This window comes from Pseudomonas sp. 65/3-MNA-CIBAN-0223 (assembly GCF_040310425.1).
In the GTDB taxonomy this organism is placed as follows: Bacteria; Pseudomonadota; Gammaproteobacteria; order Pseudomonadales; family Pseudomonadaceae; genus Aquipseudomonas; species Aquipseudomonas gregormendelii.
The window spans coordinates 129451-147579 of sequence record NZ_JBEOPV010000003.1 but is presented as its reverse complement, the minus strand read 5'-3'; the positions used below and the strand labels follow the sequence as shown (position 1 = coordinate 147579).

The following is an 18129-nucleotide window of genomic DNA, read 5'->3' as shown; positions in this document are numbered from 1 at the left end:
TTTTTTTGCACAACGACTGGAGCGATGCAATGAACAAAGTCTGGTTTATTACCGGTGCGGCCCGAGGCTTGGGTGCTGCCATTGCCAAAGCCGCATTGGCTGATGGTGACAGCGTGGTGGTCAGCGCCCGGCGTATCGAACCGCTGGAAATTGTCTTTGCCGAGTACGGCGAACGCGTGCTGGCAGTGGCCCTGGATGTGACCGACGAAGCCCAGGCACTGGCTGCCGTAGAAACTGCCGTGGCGCGTTTTGGCCGAATCGATGTGCTGGTCAACAACGCCGGTTATGGACAACTGGCGCCGTTTGAAGACAATTTCGCCAGCGACGCCGACCAGCAGTTCGCGACCAATGTGTTCGGTGTGTTCAACGTCTGCCGCGCCGTGCTGCCTGTCATGCGTCAGCAACGCAGTGGCCGGGTGTTCAACGTGTCTTCAATGGGTGGCATGGTCGGGATGGGTGGTGCGGCGCTGTACTGCGCGTCTAAATTTGCTGTGGAAGGTTTTTCCGAATCCCTGGCCCAGGAAGTGGCGCAGTTCGGGATCAAGGTCACGCTGGTGGAGCCCGGGGTTTTCCGTACCGACTTTCTCGACCCCAGCTCCGCGGTCTTCGGTACACGCGGGTTGGAGGATTACGCTGCATTCACCGCCAAGGTCAAAGGCGCTTCGGCCGCCTACAACCATCAGCAAACCGGCAACCCGGCTAAACTGGGCGATGCGCTGGTGCTCCTGGCCAACAGCGAACATCCACCGTTGCGTTACCTGGCGGGTTCAGACGCTTATCAGCAGGTCAGCGACAAGCTCAACAGGATGCTCGCGGAAATCGAGCAATGGCAGCAGCTGTCCCATTCCACCGATGGCGTCTAGGCGACGACGCGCACAGCCTTTCTGACAAGGCTGTGCGCAACGATTACTGGTTGATGAAGTAACGTACGGACAACTTTCCTTCTTCAAACCGATACAACTCGATCGTCTCGATACCGCCTTCCTGCTCGCGAAAGGCGTTCAGGTGATGGCACGCCGCTTCATTGCCATTGACGATGCACTGGCGCACTTCAACGCGAATCTTCGGTTGCTGCTGCGCCCACATGCCTTCCAGTACCTGCCAGGCATCGGCCTGGGGCTTGCCGACGTATTCGATACTCAAGCCGTTGGCCGAGACGCTGCGGTAGTGAGCGAAAAAGCCGTCTTTGTCGCCCCGGTTCCAGCAGTCGATCTGCCCGTGCAGAAAGTGCTCGATGGTGTGTTTGTCCATGCTCATTTCACGTTCATCCTCAAGTGGGTTCAGGCATGTGGTCGTAGCTGGAGGTTTTGCTGACGGGCGAGGAATTTTGGCTCCATTCTCAACCACAGCAGAATGGTCGGGCCGACAATGGCGCAGCAGAAACAGCACACCAGCACAGCGGAATAGCTGCCGTACAGGTCATAGAGATGGCCGAACAGCATGGGTACCAGACCGGAGACAATGGTGATCAGGCACAGGTGCAGACCAAATATCCGCGCGTAGTCTTTCAAGCCGAAATAGCGCGCCATCAGGAATGCCGCCAGATCGAACTCAGCTCCGGCACTGGCGCCGATGCACAGGGTCGCCAGCACCAGCAACGGTGTGTTTTGCGCCCCGCCAAAGAGAAAGATCGCGCAGCCCAATGCGGGTAGCGCCAGGCTCACGGCGGCCACTACTGAAGGTGAATAGCGGTCCAGCAGATAACCCACCAACAAGCGCCCGCCGATGATGGAAATACCAAAGGTACTGAAGATCTGACTGGCTTGCTGCGCACTCAGGCCCTTGCTTTGCAGCATCGGCACCATGTTGGTGACCATGCCGACGGTCAACGACACCGACAATATCAATGCAACGTTAAAGCCCCAGTACATCCCTGAGCGCACTGCTTGTTTGAAGGACATGCCGGACAGCTCCGGAAGTTCCTTCTGCGTTGTCGCGTCAGGACTGGCGAGCAGCGCCGGCATGCGCAGCCACATCAATGACAAGGGCAACGTAAACAACAAAGGCATCGCCCCCAGCGCAATAAACCCGGCTTGCCAACCGTAGGCGGCAATCAGCCGCGACAACAGCGGTGGCAGAATCATCGCCATCAGCCCGGTGCCACACAGAATCACGGCCAGCGCCAAACCACGGTTACGCTCGAACCAGAGGTTGACCAGTTGCGTCCAGGTGATCGCAATGGTTCCGGCACAAATGATCGGCATGCTGAAAAACGCCAGGTACAACCAGCCGATCGAACCCTCAATCCGCGTGATCGCAAAGTAACCGACGATCTGCAGCACGATCGAAACAATCGCTACCCGGCGCAGCCCGAACCGACGGTACAGCCAGCCGACCAGTTGCGTGGAAATCGCCACACCGGCGAACAGAAAGGTGATGGAGGCCTGCAAGTCGCCCCGGCTCCAGCCGAACGCCTGTTCCAGCGGAATCACCAGGGTGCCGAAGGCGTACAGCAACGCAGCGGTAATACTGGTGCAGATGCCAAACAGGCCCAGGACAACCACGCGCCAGCCGCGCTTGAACTCGGAAAAATCATTGCCGGCGTGGGCCGTGGTGTTGCTACTGCGTGTATCCGATGTCATGACCTGACTCCCATCGCGGACGTGCGGGTTGATTAATGGCCCTTGAGGATTTCTTCGACCTTGGGCAGCGCGATCATGGTGGCGCCGCCATCCACCAGCAGCGAAGTGCCAGTGATATAGGAAGCCTCGTTGGAGGTCAGAAACAGCACGGCGTTGGCAATGTCGGCGGACTCGCCCAGACGCCCTACCGGGAAATGTGCAGCGAGTTTATGCGGCAGTTCATTGCCCAGGGTTTCGAGCATGTGATCAGTGCCGATCAGTCCGGGCTCGACGACGTTGACCAGAATATTCATGGCACCGAATTCCACCGCCAGGCCGCGGGCGAAGGCATTCATGAAGGCTTTGCTGGAACCATAGGCAATCAGGCGAGGGGTGTATTTGCGGTTGGCTTCGCCGGACGAGATGAAAATCAGCCGGCCTTTGTCGGCTGCTTTCGACAGATAAGGTGCGCAGTCCTTGGCCAACCAGAACAACGATTGAATATTGCTGCGAACGATGTGATCAAACGTATCATCGGCCATTTCGGCGATCAGCCCGTGACTGGTATCGGCAGCGCAATGCACCACGATGTCCAGGCCACCAAAGTGCTCTACACCATCTTGCACCATTGACTTGATCGCCTCGCGGTCGGCGATGTCGCCACCGACCAGGCAGGCTTGCGCGCCCAGGGCCTTGATCTGTGCGATCGTTTCTTCACCGTATCGAGCGGTGCGTGCCGACACCACCACCTTGGCGCCTTCTCGGGCATAGGCCAGGGCAATGGCGCGACCCATGCCTCGACCTGCACCGGTGACCAGCACGACTTTGTCGCGGAATTTCATCGTGATTCCTCATTGTTGTTATTGGTGGAGGCTACTGATACAACGCGTACGCTCCCCTGTAGGAGCTGCCGAAGGCTGCGATCTTTTGATCTTGCCTTCAAAAGTCAAAGTCAAAAGATCGCAGCCTTCGGCAGCTCCTACAGGGGTAAAGGTTTCGGTCAACTGTTTACAGGTCTTTGCCTGGCACATTGCGGGCCGAGCCATTACGCCGGTCCGATTCACCCCAGCCCAGCCAGTGTGAAGGCTCACGGGTATCGCCAACCCGACGCCAACGGCCTTCCTGCTGCGCAGTGATCGGGAAGCCACCGACGAAGTCGATCATCTCGCCCTTCTCATCAGGCAAAAACTCCCACTCTTCCTTGCCTTCCAGCACGATTTTCGCGGATTTGAGGAAGTAGCTTCCGTCCTTGTGTTCGGTGTTTCCTTCGATATCGGTGGTGACCCGAACCTCGCCTTTTTCATTGTTGAAAATGGCGTAGCCCAAGTGGTCGTGACCGACCATGAAAGAGCCGGTATCCCAGGTGCCATCTTTATAAACGGTGACGAAGGACCACCAGATCACATGCTTGTTGTTGTTCACCACCAAGTCTTTCTTGAAGTGAATGGCGCCGCCTTCGGCCATGTAGAACTGGTCCAGCGCCATGGCGCCTTTCACCGGACGCCCCTCGCAGACACCGGCGATATCCCACAACTGCGAAACATAAAAGGTGCCCCATTCCACGCCTGGCAGGTACCACTGCAAACCTGGGCCAAGCAGTCGGCCTTCGAGGTGAAACAGGCCTTCTTCCTTCCAGGTCAGGCGTTCGCTGCTGGCGGTGATCTCCCAAGAGTTGCCGGGTTCGCCCGGGTGGCTGGCCCAACGTGCGACATCGCCTTCCAGGCTGTGTACCGGCAGTGGTGTCAGCGCCTGGCGGGCCATTTTTTCGTGGTCCATGCGCAGGTTGACGTTATCGACGTGATTGTTCAGGTAGAAGAACTTGGTTGGGTTGGGGGTGCCATTGGGCGCCATCAGCGACCGTACGAATGAGTAAATGTTGCCTTGCTCATCGCGCACAGAACCGAACGGCGAACTTTTGCTCAGGTGCAGGCCGAAGAAGCCGCGTTCGGCTGACATCGAAGCGCCGGTGACCTTGTGCGGCCCAACCAGTTGTTGAAAGCCGAAATCACCGCGTTCTGGAATGGTTTTAAACGTTCTCATGATGCCCTCTGTTGTTTTTGTTGAGGCAGGGAAACGGGATTACAGCGTGATTCAGTCCCAGATCACCGGGAGCGTGGACACGCCTCGCAATTGCGCTCCGCCGATCTGCGGGACGGGTTGGCTCGGGTCGAGTCGCAAGTTGGGAAAGAGGTCGAGGATGGCGTTGACAGCGCAGCTGATTTCCACTTTGGCGACGAACTGACCGATACACATGTGCGGGCCGAAGCCAAAACCAAAGGAGGGTTTTGGCTTGCGATCAATGTCGAATACCTCAGGGTTTTCAAACGCATCTTCGTCGCGGTTGGCGGACACCACCATGCACTGGACGAACGAACCCTTGGGGATTTTCACGCCGTGAAATTCCACTTCCCGGGCGGTTTCGCGCACCTTGAAAGTGGCCACGGGTTCAAAGCGCGTGGTTTCGTCCATCAGCTTGCCGATCAATGAGCGGTCGGCCTTGACGCGTTCCAGCAAGCCGGGCGTGGTCAAGAGCAAAGTCATTACCGAGCCAAACATGCGCGTGGTGGTTTCGCCCGCGGCTGGCAAAAGCGAGCGAGTGAAGGTGATCACCTCGTGGTCATCCAGCGTGCGCCCTTCGTACTCCGCGCGCAGCAAACGCCCGACCACATCATCGCCCTGGCTGCCCTCGGCACGACGTTGCACCACCACCTCGGCAAGCGCGTCGTACAGACCTTTGACAGCGATGCCGGCCTGACGTCGCGCTTCAACCATTTTGCTCGGGTCAATCTGGTTGCCGCCGACAATGGCCAAGGCCCACGCGGCGTATTGCTTGTACTTGGAGGGCTCATCCGAGGGGAAGCCCATCAAAGCGTACATGACGCGAATCGGCAGCTCGAGGCCGAACTTCATCAAGTCGGCCTTCTTTGCCGGCAACATCGGCTGGATGTACTCCTCGCGAATCACTTGATCGATCTGCGGGCGCCACTTGTTCACGGTCTCCGGCATAAAGGCCGGTTGCAGCAAGGCGCGCACCTTACGGTGCTCGTCACCGTCCATGGCAAGAATGATCAAACCATCGAAAAACGCGCCAAGACCTTCGGCAATAAAACCGCTGGTATAGGTCGCACCATCGCGCAGGACAGTCATTACATCCTGGTATTTGAACAAGGCGAAGGTCGGGCGAGTGCCCTGCTGGGTGCCGGCATTCGTCGGCACGCCAAACTGGGTGATGAAGTCGCCTTCATAGATGGGCGATTTCAGCCGTTGCTCGCGGCACACCGCGTGAATATCCAGGTCGGTGCCCCGATACATTTCCGACACAGCGGAGTATGCGGTTGCCAGGTCCAGTGCTGCGCTTTCGTTGCTCATCAGGAGCTCCTGTCTTGTTTTTATTCTTCTTGCACACCAAGATTGTCCGGCTGCCGACCCATGGTATGTGGTTGTGTCTGCGCCGGTAGTCCGCTTCGTTTGACTTGGGGTCAAACGAAGGCCCCCGGGGAAATGCTTCAAGGTGTGAATAACCTGGCCAAAACTGGCATGAGGAGGACGAGGTGGCGGTAAAGGCAGGAGAAGGTGGCGAACAGGGCAAACGCAATACGATGAATCGCCTGCTCGCGGCAGCGCGCGTGGAGTTCGCCAGAAAAGGCCTGGCCGGTGCGCGCGTGGAAGAAATTGCCCGGGAAGCCGGCGTTACCAAACAGCTGGTCTACCACTACTACAACTCCAAGGAAGGCCTGTTTGTAGCGGTACTGGATGAGTCTTCGGACAACATCATGTCCGAGCTGGTCAACCTCAATGTCGAAGAGCTTTCACCGCCAGTGGCGATGCGCGCCGTGCTCAATCATTTTTTTGACCAGTACCGTCTGGACCCCTTCCTCGGCAGCCTGGCGCTGGAAGGCATTCGCTACCATGACACCCACGAAACACCTCGCAACCATTTTCTGGAAATGGCACCGAAGCTGATCGCCAAGCTCGACGCGATTTTGTTGCGGGGTGCGGCCAGTGGTGATTTTCGCGCAGACATCAACCCGCGCCTGTTGTTGGCCAGCGCTTCGCTGGTGACTACTGGCTGGTTCACCAACCGCTATTCGATGTCGGCACTTGCCGGGCTGGATACGGACTCGGAGCAAGGCATGGCCACCTGGCGTCAGTACTCGGCGGATTTTGTGCTGGCGAGTATTTCGCTGGGCGCAGAAAAAAACGTCGACGGCGTTTAAGCACCGTTCACACACTCTCGCCCAATGAGCTTTCCCTGTGGAAGCAGGCTTGTTCCCACAGGGGGGGGTTGCTTAGGGGCTTGGAATCAGCGACCCGCTTCAGTCAGCCTTTTTACGCAAATACTTGCTCACCCGCTTGGCCGCCAACCGCCCGGCCATGCCGTTTACCCCACCGCCCGGATGAATGCCGGCACTCCCTAAATACAGTCCCGCCACCGGCAAGGTATCGCCTCCCAAACCGTACGCCGGGCGCATGGTGCTCGAGCGCATCGAGGTGGTGTCGATATGCACCACGCAGCCATTCACCGTGTTCAAGCGCGCAGTAAAATCCGGAGCAGCCTCGATATGTCGGCCAATCACCTGCCCCTCGATCCCATCGATGTAGTCATACAGCTGTTCCTGCACCTGGTCGGCCACCCGCTCACGCAGCGCGTCCCAACCTTCATTGGGATTCACCGGCATCACCGGCGGATAGATGTACAACACATCCTGCCCGGTTGGCGCTTGTGAAGGGTCGGCCGCACTGGGTGCGGCCACGGTGATATAGGGCAACTTCGGTACTTCACCACGGGCGCAGGCGGCGAAGTTTTCCAGCACGGCTTCTTCGGTGCCGATCAGCATGACGGTTTTACGCAAATCCACGCCATCGCCGCGAATGGCAGCAAAACGCGGCAAAGAAATCTGCCCACGCAGGGCAACATCCACCTTCAATGGTCCCGACCCTCTGCCGTTAGCAGGTGCCATGGCGATACGGGTCAGCAGGTGTTGAGGGATTTCACCACGGGTAACCATGTCCAACGCCGGCTTGGGGTGGCAGCCGGCAATGACCGCACGTGCGGTGAACTGACGACCATCAGCCAGTTTCACGCCTTTGATCAGACCGTCCCTGGCAACGATTTCACTGACGCTGGCCGACACCAGCACTTGCCCGCCCAGCTCTTCCAGTCGAGTCTGCATGGCATTGCTCAACTGCTGCATGCCACCCAATACCCGGCCCACGCCAAAACGATGAAGGAAACCGAGCAAGGCGTAATAGATGCCACCGCCATCGGCGCTGATATCCCCTGCCAGCCCAGTGAGTGCACACATCGCGGAAATGGTCACCGGATGCTCGAAGCGCTCACGTGCCGCCTGCAACGCGGAGCCTGTCATCAGCGCCATCAGCTCGGGTTTCAGCGCTTTGTGTTTGATGGCGGTGCCAAGCATTTTCAGCTTCACGCCGAGGTTTGTTTTGGCCGGGTCGACACGCATCATCGGCAGCGCGATATCGAGGAACATGTCGATGACTTTCATGAACTGCAGAAACGCCTCGGCATCCTTGCTGCTGAACCGGCGGATCTCGGCGGCGGTTTTCTCGCGATCGCGCCAGAAGATCAGAGATTGGCCATCCGGATGCAAGTACACATACCCCGGCGCAAGCTCTATCGATTTGAAACCGTGTCGATCAAGTCCCAGCTCCGCTGGCACATGGGAATGCACGCGCATCGACATCATGTCCAGGGCACAGGGATGAACCAGATGCTGCGGCGCTTCGGGTATCAGGTAACCCGAGGAGGCCATCCCGCCGACCTTGTCCAATGCCTCCAGAACCAGCACCTTCTTGCCTTCCAGGCCCAGGTAGCAGCCAGCCGAAAGGCCATTGGTGCCACCGCCGACGATGATCACATCAAAATCCGTAGTGCTCGCATTTTGGTTCTGGTTCATCAATTAATTCCAAGTCGAGTTCAACCACAGCGGCGCGCGGCGGCTATGGCGGCAAAGATCAGCCGCGGCGCACCGCACGGGATGCGCCGGGCAAGGGTTACATGCCGGTGCGGCCCATCTGCGCAAACAGCGCGCGCATCGCCACCAGGGAGGGGGTGTGGCTGCTGAAACCACCATCAGCGACCAGCGTGGTGCCCGTGACAAATGAGGATTCGTCACTGGCCAGGAACGCCACCACATCGGCAATCTGCCGAGGCGTGCCCAGCTCGGCAGTGCAGTGGTTGTCGCGCAGGATGTCGAGCAAGGGTTCAGGCATGGCGTGTTCCGAAGGCGCCAGGCCGATCTGCACGGCGTTGCCGCGAATGCCTTGTTTGCCGTATTGCGAGGCGACCATGCGCGGCAGCATCATCAGCCCCGCCTTGGAGGTGGCGTAGCCGGTCAGGGACATATCGCCCTGCATGCCCAGACCCGAGGTGGCGAAGATAATCGAGCCCTTGCCGTTCTCCAGCATGACCGGAATCACATGCTTGGTGCACAGCACCGCGCCACGCAGGTTGACGGCGATGGCGCGGTCCCAGGCCTGCATGTCGAGGTTGACGAAATCGCGGTCTAGCTGACGTTGCTCGGCGTTCAGGATCGCCGCGTTGTTGTGCAGAATGTCGATACGGCCGAAATGCTGTTTAACCTGAGCAACCATCGCGCGCACGGCGTCTTCCGAGGAGACGTCGGTGGCGATCGCCAAGGCTTGATGCCCCTCGGCGAGGAGTGACTGGGCCACAGCTGTGGCCCCCTCGAAATTGATATCGACCACCGCAATACTTGCACCATGCGACGCCAGCACCCGTGCGCACTCAGCGCCCAGGCCGCCACCGGAGCCGGTAATAATGGCCACTCGTCCTGCCAGTTTTCCTGTGCTCATGCTCTGTTCCTTATTGTTTTGAGTGGCGCTTTACTCGCCGGTAAATCGCGGTTCGCGCCGTTCACTGAACGCCTGGGCCGCCTCGCGGGCATCCTTGGTCGGGGCCAGCAAGGCGAACAGATCAAGCTCCAGGTCCAGGCCACGTTTGAGGTCCATGTCCAGCGCCGCCCGTGCTGCCTGTTTGACAAACGCCGACGCGGTGGGTGGTTTGACGGCGATGCGCTGAGCAAAGGCCCGTACTTCGTCCAGCAGGCTGGCGTTGTCGCTGGCCAGGCGGCTGACCAGACCAATGCGCTGCGCTTGTTCGGCGCCCACCCGGTCACCGGTGAGCAACATGTCCAATGCCTGACCCGGCGCCACCACTCGGGACAGTCGTTGCGTACCGCCGCCGCCGGGAATCAGCCCCAGGCCGGTTTCCGGCAGGGCGAACACGGCATCGGGCGCGGCGAAGCGGATGTCACACGCCAGCACCAGTTCCAACCCACCGCCCATGCAATAACCATGAATGGCAGCGATCACCGGTTTGCTGATGCCATCCAGCGCTTCGATCCAGCGCACCTGTTCCATGCGCTGCCGCACTTGCAGGCTCGATTCCGGGCCACGACGCTCCTTGATATCAGCACCCGCACAAAAGCCTCGCTCACCTTCCCCGCGAATCACGATCACGCGAATGTCCGGGTCTTGCTGCAACAGCGCCAGTGCTTGCGGCACGCCCTGACGAATATCGTCGTTGATGGCGTTGATCTGCCGGGGCCGGGTCAGTACCACCCAACCCACCATGGCATCACGCTCAAGGCGCACCGCATCGTTGATCAAAACGGGAGACTGCGGTTCTTGCGCTGTGCTCATACAGGGCACTCCTCGAACTCGAAGACCTGGCCATTGAGTTCTTGTGGGTCGATCTTGATCAACGCACGGCCGCCGACGGCCTCGGAGGATTCGATCCACTGGAACCGCGTGCCGCGTGACCGCAGATCCTCGGCCTTGGCAGCCAGATCGTTGACACCGATGCGGATGTAGTACGGACCCGGCCCCCAGTTATTGACGTAGTGGCCGGCGTCGGTGTTCCAGTAGGTCGCCTCGAGGACATCGAGGGTGGCACTGTTCGGCACGGTGAAACCCATACGCGCACGGCGGTAACCTTCGCTGCCGATGCTCTCGACCGGCCCGCTCGGTTCCCAATCGAGGTTGGTCGAGACCTTACGCAGGGTTTCATCGAGGTCGCGTACCAGGAAGCCACGGGCGGTGACGCGGACCATGTCGCCGGGCTTGAGATCACGCGGCTGCATCGGTGGCAACTGATACGTTTCCGGCGGCATCTGCAAAGGCTCGGTCGGCATGATCTCAATGCACAAACCGCCATCCACCGTGGGCTGGTAATACGGTTGCTCGGGAGTGGCACCCAGCCATAAGCGGTCGAAGGGCATTTCCGGGGTGCGCTGCGCCATGCGGAAAGGCAAGCGACGACGCATCAGTTTGTCTACCAGCGCGTCGAACTTGTCCCCGTGCAGGGCCAGCACGATGGAGTGCGTGATCATCGGCCGATGATGCCCCTGGAAATCCTTCAGGCTTTCCAGAAAGTCATGGAACAACGGATCACCGGGGTTCGGCCGATCCAGGTGCCACTGCGGTTCGATGCGCGTAGGCGACACCGCGAGGGATTTGTGTACCCGCAGGAAATGCGCAATATACGGGTGATTATCGAACGCCTGGCGCCAGCGTTCGTGTTTGTAGATGCCGAGCTTGTCGACCAACATTTCCGTCATGCCGTCCGGGTCCGGAACCATCATGTCGGCACTCATCAATAACTCGAACATTGTTCTCTCCTTGCAGTTGCCAGCCAGGTCTGTGCCCGGCTATTAGTCAGCGGACACGCCGGGGTAAGGCGAGCTCGGTCAATTGGGGTGCAGGTGCGCTGGCCGCGGGTTTGCGCGGTTCCTGTTGGGCGCGCGCGTCCTCCAGATCGAGGGTCACGCCGGCCTTGGAGTTGCCTTTCGGGTTGAGCAGGTAATGCGAGAGGGCCGGGATCAGCACCAGCGCACCGAGCATGTTCCACAGGAACATGAAGGTCAGCAGAATGCCCATGTCCGCCTGGAACTTGATCGGCGACCAGGCCCAGGTAATCACCCCGGCGGCCATGGTCAGGCCAACGAGCGCCACGACCCGACCGGTGAAATCCAGCGAGCGGCGATACGCAACCGCCAGGCTTCCACCGCGTTCCTGCACCGCCAGTTGCACACTGAGCAGATACAGCGCGTAGTCCACGCCGACACCGACACCCACGGCGATTACCGGCAAGGTGGCTACTTTCAGGCCGATCCCCAACCAGACCATCAGCGCCTTGCAGATGATCGTAGTCATCAGCAAAGGAATCAGCGCCACCAGGGTTGCGCGCCAACTGCGGAAGGTCAGCAGGCAGAGCAAGGCCGTAGCGCCATACACGGCCAGGTACATGGTGATGATGCCCTTCTCTACCTCAATGTTAGTGGCGGCCTCGATCCCGGCATTACCCGCAGCCAGGAGGAATTCCACAGGCTGCTCGGCGCCAGCGGGTGTGTTGTTTTCCTTGGCGAACTCTTCAGAAACTTTCAACACCCGGCTCAGTGTGTCGGCTTTGTGATCAGCCAGGTAGGCGATCAATGGAGTGACCGAGCACTGCTGGTTGGTGATGCCCGGTGCAGAAATCATCGCGGCATCCACCGCCGAGTTGGTGATCGCCTGGTCGCGGCTGATGCTCAACCATTTCGGGCTGCCTTCAGCCATGCCGGAGCTGATCATGCGCACGGTTTCGGCCAGCGACTGGGTGGTTTGTACACCAGGCGTCTGGCGCAGGCGCCAGGCCAGTTTGTCCATGCTTTGCAGCGACTGGTACAGACGGCAGCTGTCTTCGTTGGTCTTCATGATGACCACGAACTGGTCACTGGAAAGTCCGTAGTGGCTGGTGATGTAGGCGTTATCGCGGTTATAGCGCGAATCCGCACGCAACTCCGGTGCACCGGGATCCAGATCACCGACCTTGAGGTGCATCATCACCACGCTGCCAATCAGCGTCACCACCAGCGATACGGCAATCACCGCCGTGGCCATCGGCCGTTCGGTGAAGCGATCCAGGCCGCTCCACAGACGCCCGAGAAAACCGCGGTTTTCTGCGCCGGCCTGATCTTTGGCGATGGCGATACGCGCGGCTTTCTTACTGACGCCCAGGTACGACAACGCCACCGGAATCAGCAGCAACTTGGTGAAAATCAGCACGGCGACACCAATGCTGGTGGTCAGTGCCAGGTCGCGAATCACCGGAATATCAATGATCACCAGCACGGCAAAACCAACGATATTGGTCAGGAGCGCAGTCAAGCCAGTGAGAAACAAGCGGCGGAAGGTATAGCGCGCAGCAATGTATTTATGGGTGCCACGGCCAATGTCCTGAAGAATGCCGTTCATTTTTTGCGTGCCGTGGGAGATCCCGATGGCAAAAATCAGGAACGGCACCAGGATGGAGTAAGGGTCCAGTTCGTAGCCGAGGAGTTGCATCAAACCCAGCAACCACACCACCCCCGCCACTGCCACGCTCACCAGCAGCAAGGTACTGCGCAGGCAGCGTGTATAGAAATAGACGAACAACCCGGCGATCAGTACCGATGCGCCAAAGAACAGCATGACCGAATACAGGCCGTCGATCAGGTCGCCCACCAGCTTGCTGAAACCCACAATGTGGATGCCCACTTTGTCACTTTCCAGCGAGCGAATCTGCGCTTCCAGTTGCTTGGAAAAATCACCGTAATCCAGGGGTTGTCCGGTCTGCGGATTGGTATCGAGCAGCGGCGCGACAATCATGCTCGACCGGCCGTCGTTCGCCACCAGGTTGCCAATGATCCCGGAACGCATAATGTTGCGGCGCAAGGCCGTGATCGATTTGTCACTGCCGTCGTAATCCGATGGCATGACCGCACCGCCATCAATGCCCTCCTCCGTCACTTCTTTCCAGCGAACGATGGGCATCCACAGCGATTTCATCCAGGAGCGGTCGATGCCTGGAATCAGGTACAGGGTGTCGTTGACCTTTTGCAGCGCCAGCAGATAGTCGGCGTCGTAGATATCACCGGATTTGTTTTCCACCACGACGCGAATGCTGTTGCCCAGGCCTGGCAACTGGTTTTTATACGCCAGGTAATTCTTGATGTAAGGGCTGGAGCTGGGAATCATTTTTTCGAAGCTGGCATTGACTTGCAGCCGTGTAGCGAAGAAGCCCAGCACCACAGTGGCGAGCAAGCAGGCAACGACGACCACCATGCGATGACGGAATATGACCCGTTCAAACCAGCCACCGGAGTTTTTGTCAAAGTCCTCCAGGTTGGCAATCACTGGCATCCCGCTGTTGAATTTTTGCTCGACCATTTTTTCTTTCTCGTAGGGGAATCGTGCCGGGGGCTTTAGTTGGCCTGGGCGATATCGATGACCTTGGCGCCGCTGAAGCGCGTGACAAGCAGGCTCCCAGCCTGTTTGGTGGCACTGGCTGCATACACCTCGCCTACCCGCGCATCTGCCAGCGGGGTGACCTGCAAACTCTGCCGGTCAACGCTGACCAGTTGCCCACCCTGGCTCACGACGATCAAGGCATCACCCTGCTCGACAATGCTGACCAGGCTGCTATTGAGATTGGTTGCCACAGGCTGCCATTGCTGGCCGTCATCACGGCTGGCAAACAGGTTGCCGCGCAGCCCGTACGCCAGCAGCAGACCGTCGAAGGCGCGGACGCCGAAGTAAGTGCCGGTGTAGGGCGTATCGATTTTCACGAAACGTTGTTGCGGACCATCCAGACGCAGCAGCAAACCCTGCTCCCCGCCGATGTAAAAAGTGCCCGCTTGTTCCGCCAGTCCATACAGGTGCATGCGCCGATCGTTATCACTGCGCTCGGTCCACGGCTGCCAGTTCTGGCCGTCATCCGTGCTGTGCAACAACATGCCGAAGGCACCCACGGCAAATCCGTTGCCGTGCTCATCGAACATCACATCGAGAAAGGGTGCGGCCAACACGTCCGGCGTCGCCGAGGTACTGGCGGCCATAGCCACTTCCTTAAGCATCTGGGCTGCGGCTTCATCACCTTGTTCGGCCCGTGGGCCGTAGTAAGCGTTGAGCAAGGTCAACAAGCGGCGCCCGTCGAGCTGCACTTGCCAGCTTTGACCGCCATCGGTGGTGTGCATGACCACCGCATCGTGACCGACGATCCAGCCATGACGCTCGTCGCGAAACCGCACTTGCACAAGATCGCTGGACACCGGGCTATCGACCTGTTGCCAGGTGCGGCCCTCATCGATGGAGCGCTGGATCAACCCGTGCAGGCCGACGCCAATCATCGCGTCGCCCGCTGTGGCGACCGACAGCAAGGGTGCGGGCAGGTGTTCATCGATCCGCTGCGCCGGCACGTCGAGCGAATCGGCCGACAACGCGACGGCGCTGTAGGCAGGCGTCGTCAGCAATGAGCTCGCGCCGACCGCAAACGCGACTGCCAGGAGCAGACGCGAAGTGCAGAGAAGAAAAGAAGCAGGGCAAGGGCTAGTCATTATTTTTATTCCTTAACCATCCCGCGTGGCAAACACACCTGTTCTGCCTGCCCGGCTTGATGCGCAAACCGGCAGGCAGGACAGGCGAAATCACATCAGCGCTGGGTGACCCGAGCCACAATGGCTTCAGGATTCATGTCACGCTCGGAGAGTGGTTTGTCGATGAACTTGTAGCCGCCCTTCAAACCATCGTTGAGCAACGCGTACATGCCTTTGTTGAAGTCATACACGACGTTTTTCACGTTATAGGGAATGTTTTTGTCGTAGAGCTGGACGCCGCTGAGGAAGATCGAGCGATACAACGCGCCGCTCTTGTCCCAGGCGTCATACAGGCCGACGCCGAAAGTATCTTCATCCAGGTAGTAGGTGCGTTTGCTGTAGACATGGCGCATACCCGGCTTCAACGTGGCTTCCACGACCCACACCCGATGCAGCTCCCAACGCTCGTTCGCCGGGTTGGCGTGGTGCGGCATGAACTGGTCTTCCTGCTTGCCGACGCCGAAGTAGAATTTGTAGGCGTTGTACGGGATGTACATTTCCTTGCGACCGACCAGCTTGTAGTCAAAGCGGTCCTGGCTCCCGGAAAACATTTGCAGTTCGTCGAACAGCGTCACGCCACCCTGGCTGGCAACGGGTGTATCAAAGGCAAATTCCGGTGCGAGTTTTACCCGGCGCTGGCCTGGGGAATAACTGAACGAACGACGGGCCTTCGCCAATGGATCGAGGAAGTCAGTGAGCACCACCACTTCACCGGAGCGCCGCGCCGGATAGTCGTTGCGCGAGAACACTCGTGCGTACATCAGTGGATCGCGATCCGCCTGAGTCACCTGGTAGTACGGGGTTTCTTCGAATGTCGCCTGTTCAGCGGTCTTGGTGATCGAGCCGTTGGCGTCGACTACCCAGCTGTTGGACGAAGTCGTGGTCGAGTAGCCGGTGCCGATTTTGTAGCGCACCTGCTGGTTCCACATCACTTCATTGCCGGTCTTCGGAATCGGGAACGGCAGGCCGCCACGGCAAGATGGATCAACGGCCAGGCCATCTTTCTGGATCGCGCAGCTGCTGGCGTTTCGCACGGTGGCATCGAGTACCGCTTTGGGATAGGCAGTCGTGCGATGGCTTGGGTAAATGTCGATGTAGTAAGTCGGGTATTTCTTGATCAGGGTTTTCTGCCCCTCACTGAGCTTGTCCGCATACTTGTCGACGTTTTTGGCGTCAATGCGAAACAGTGGCTTTTCATCTTTGAACGGATCAACCCAAAACCCGCTGTCGGGCTTGAAACCCGCCGGAGCGGTGGTAAGGCCGCCCTCGTAAGCGGGGATCGTGCCATCGGCGTTACCGGCCTGAATCGCTCCGAACTGCGTCAGGCTCTTACCCAGGTCCGAGGCGTCGCCAGCAGCGGCGGCTGTGAGGCTACAGGTCGCAAAACTCATCAGGACGGCAGTTAATGCAAGTGGACGTTTCATGAACACGTTCTCCGATTCTTGTTTGATTTATCAGAAGGAGGTCTTGAAGGTAAAAGCCAGCCAGCCGCGGTCTTCACCGCCTACGTTGCCGTTACCGGCGACGGTGCCATTGGCCAGGTTCTTCGGTTGGGCCGCTGTGTCGGCATAACGCAGGCCGAACTCATACAGCTGGGCATAAGTGAGTTTGACGCCGACGGAGTAAGCCAGCGCGCCTTCGCTGCCGCCACCGGCTGTTGGTGCGTTGCCATGCAGGCCGTAGTTGACGGTGAGAGGTACATCCATGTCCCAGGAGGGGAAGATCGAGATGTATTGCGGAGTGTAGTTGACCGCGACCGCATAATAATCTTTCGAGGAGCAGCCATCCGACTCGCTGCCGGACCCGGCGATACCTGGCGTTCTGGCATTGGTACAAGCGGCTTTTCCGACACCTTTATAGAGCTCTTCGTGTTCAGTCACGCGATCCAGGTGGCTGTAGGCGAACTCACCCACTAGGGTCGCGTTGTTCGAAATGAAGTTACGCGGCACGCCGTAAACGGCGTTGGCAATAAAGTGAATGGTGTCGCCGCGCGGGCCTTCGTCGTCCAGCGCGCTGACGCCAGTGGCATTCAAGGCACCGTTCATGCGGTAGGACAGTTCAGAGCCGACCGCAACCGTGTTGAAAACCCGAGCAAAACTGACGCCTGCCAGCTTCACGCCACGCGGGTAAACAACCCGGTACGAACCCAGCGCTGCCTTGACCTGTGGGGCCAGCCAAGGCTGGTAGTCGTCGAACTGGCGATAGTAGGCGCCGAACGTCGATTCGACATCTTCAACGTTGAGTTTGGCCATCACGCCCCAGTTTTTGCCATCGCGACCGAAGCGCGAATCCTGACGCTGCAACGTCGCTCCGTTAGGCGCTACCGGCAGTTGGTCCGGACCTTCGAACAAAGGGTCGGCCGCGCCGAAATAGGTACCCCCATAAGGAATGCGCGTGGGCTCCCATTCGTAGAAGTATTGACCGGCAACCGAAAGGTGATCAGTGACCTGGGCCTTGGCCGAGATCTGCCCCACCGGCAGAAACACTTCCTTGGTTTCGATACCCGGGCTGGTCGAGGCTTTCACGCCATCGCTGGGGGCCTGGGAGTAGGACACGGCGTGAGCGCCGAACAACAGGCTTTCACCCCAATAGTTGGTGTGACGACCGACTTTCACGTTGACCGGTGTGTCGCCGATGTTGAAGTTGCGCCAGACAAAGGCATCGAGAATCTCTCCCGACGGGCCGTTCATGTAGCGCTTCACTTCGTCGCTGTAACGATTGTTGTGATAGCTGGTGGCGTAGCCGGGAACGTTACTTTTCACATCGTGATCGTTATAGGCCTGGTCAAACCAGCCGGCACCACTGAGGCGTCCACCCCACTCGTTGAGGTAGGAAAAGTCGAGTTCGCTCAACACATCGAGACGATTTGTAACAATGTCGCCTTTATCGAACTTGCCGTCGGACTCGTCGAAGTTCGGCGTGTTCATGATGCGACTGTCCTGACTGTCAGTCCGCATGCCCAGGTTGTAGCGGACCGTGTTGTCCCAACGCAGGCGATAATCAGGGTTCGGCAGATCGAAAGAGAGCGCCATGACGCCTTGAGAGCCGCCAACCATCATCAGCGTAAGCGCACCTTGAGCCAGTACCAGCCGACTCTGCTTGGTCTTATGATTCATACACACTACCTT

15 protein-coding genes are annotated in these 18129 nt (G+C 58.9%); 2 read left to right on the top strand and 13 right to left on the bottom strand.

Annotation, left to right across the window (positions count from 1 at the left end):
* Positions 1-29 precede the first annotated feature (29 nt).
* Positions 30-863: an oxidoreductase gene (locus tag AAEZ09_RS03985; protein WP_020300801.1), complete on the top strand. Its 834-nt coding sequence runs from the start codon at positions 30-32 to the stop codon at positions 861-863.
* Between the two features lie 43 nt (positions 864-906).
* Here AAEZ09_RS03985 and AAEZ09_RS03980 read toward each other — a convergent pair whose 3' ends face one another.
* The 5 genes from AAEZ09_RS03980 to AAEZ09_RS03960 form a co-directional block, all read right to left on the bottom strand.
* Complete coding sequence (locus tag AAEZ09_RS03980; protein ID WP_020300802.1) at positions 907-1257, bottom strand: nuclear transport factor 2 family protein; 351 nt, start codon at positions 1255-1257, stop codon at positions 907-909.
* Between the two features lie 23 nt (positions 1258-1280).
* Entirely contained in the window at positions 1281-2582 is a 1302-nt protein-coding gene (locus tag AAEZ09_RS03975; protein ID WP_057005043.1) for an MFS transporter, read from the bottom strand.
* 32 nt (positions 2583-2614) lie between these two features.
* Positions 2615-3403, bottom strand: coding sequence for an SDR family NAD(P)-dependent oxidoreductase (locus AAEZ09_RS03970; RefSeq protein ID WP_020300804.1), 789 nt, complete (start codon positions 3401-3403; stop codon positions 2615-2617).
* A 166-nt stretch (positions 3404-3569) separates the two neighbouring features.
* A complete protein-coding gene (locus AAEZ09_RS03965) occupies positions 3570-4601 on the bottom strand; it encodes a hypothetical protein (protein ID WP_020300805.1) in 1032 nt (343 codons plus the stop codon).
* 51 nt (positions 4602-4652) lie between these two features.
* A complete protein-coding gene (locus AAEZ09_RS03960; protein ID WP_020300806.1) occupies positions 4653-5930 on the bottom strand; it encodes a cytochrome P450 in 1278 nt (425 codons plus the stop codon).
* Positions 5931-6112: 182 nt separating this feature from the next.
* Here AAEZ09_RS03960 and AAEZ09_RS03955 point away from each other — a divergent pair, with 182 nt between their 5' ends.
* On the top strand, positions 6113-6778 hold the full coding sequence (locus tag AAEZ09_RS03955; RefSeq protein WP_020300807.1) for a TetR/AcrR family transcriptional regulator: 666 nt from the start codon (positions 6113-6115) through the stop codon (positions 6776-6778).
* Positions 6779-6877: 99 nt separating this feature from the next.
* Here AAEZ09_RS03955 and AAEZ09_RS03950 read toward each other — a convergent pair whose 3' ends face one another.
* The 8 genes from AAEZ09_RS03950 to AAEZ09_RS03915 form a co-directional block, all read right to left on the bottom strand.
* Positions 6878-8482 carry a phytoene desaturase family protein gene (locus AAEZ09_RS03950; protein ID WP_020300808.1) on the bottom strand — a complete coding sequence of 535 codons (1605 nt, stop codon included), beginning with the start codon at positions 8480-8482 and terminating at the stop codon, positions 6878-6880.
* A 97-nt stretch (positions 8483-8579) separates the two neighbouring features.
* On the bottom strand, positions 8580-9401 hold the full coding sequence (locus AAEZ09_RS03945) for an SDR family NAD(P)-dependent oxidoreductase (RefSeq protein WP_032904481.1): 822 nt from the start codon (positions 9399-9401) through the stop codon (positions 8580-8582).
* 30 nt (positions 9402-9431) lie between these two features.
* Positions 9432-10250 (bottom strand): enoyl-CoA hydratase/isomerase family protein, encoded by an 819-nt coding sequence (locus tag AAEZ09_RS03940; RefSeq protein ID WP_057005042.1) that lies wholly within the window; start codon positions 10248-10250, stop codon positions 9432-9434.
* Positions 10247-11218 (bottom strand): VOC family protein, encoded by a 972-nt coding sequence (locus tag AAEZ09_RS03935; protein ID WP_020300811.1) that lies wholly within the window; start codon positions 11216-11218, stop codon positions 10247-10249. Before AAEZ09_RS03935 ends, AAEZ09_RS03940 begins: the two co-directional genes overlap by 4 nt.
* 46 nt (positions 11219-11264) lie before the next feature.
* A complete protein-coding gene (locus tag AAEZ09_RS03930; protein WP_020300812.1) occupies positions 11265-13796 on the bottom strand; it encodes an efflux RND transporter permease subunit in 2532 nt (843 codons plus the stop codon).
* Between the two features lie 35 nt (positions 13797-13831).
* A complete protein-coding gene (locus tag AAEZ09_RS03925; RefSeq protein ID WP_020300813.1) occupies positions 13832-14962 on the bottom strand; it encodes a WD40/YVTN/BNR-like repeat-containing protein in 1131 nt (376 codons plus the stop codon).
* A gap of 95 nt (positions 14963-15057) precedes the next feature.
* Entirely contained in the window at positions 15058-16425 is a 1368-nt protein-coding gene (locus AAEZ09_RS03920) for a DUF1329 domain-containing protein (protein ID WP_020300814.1), read from the bottom strand.
* A gap of 30 nt (positions 16426-16455) precedes the next feature.
* Positions 16456-18117 (bottom strand): DUF1302 domain-containing protein, encoded by a 1662-nt coding sequence (locus tag AAEZ09_RS03915; protein ID WP_149417026.1) that lies wholly within the window; start codon positions 18115-18117, stop codon positions 16456-16458.
* Between the last annotated feature and the right edge of the window lie 12 nt (positions 18118-18129).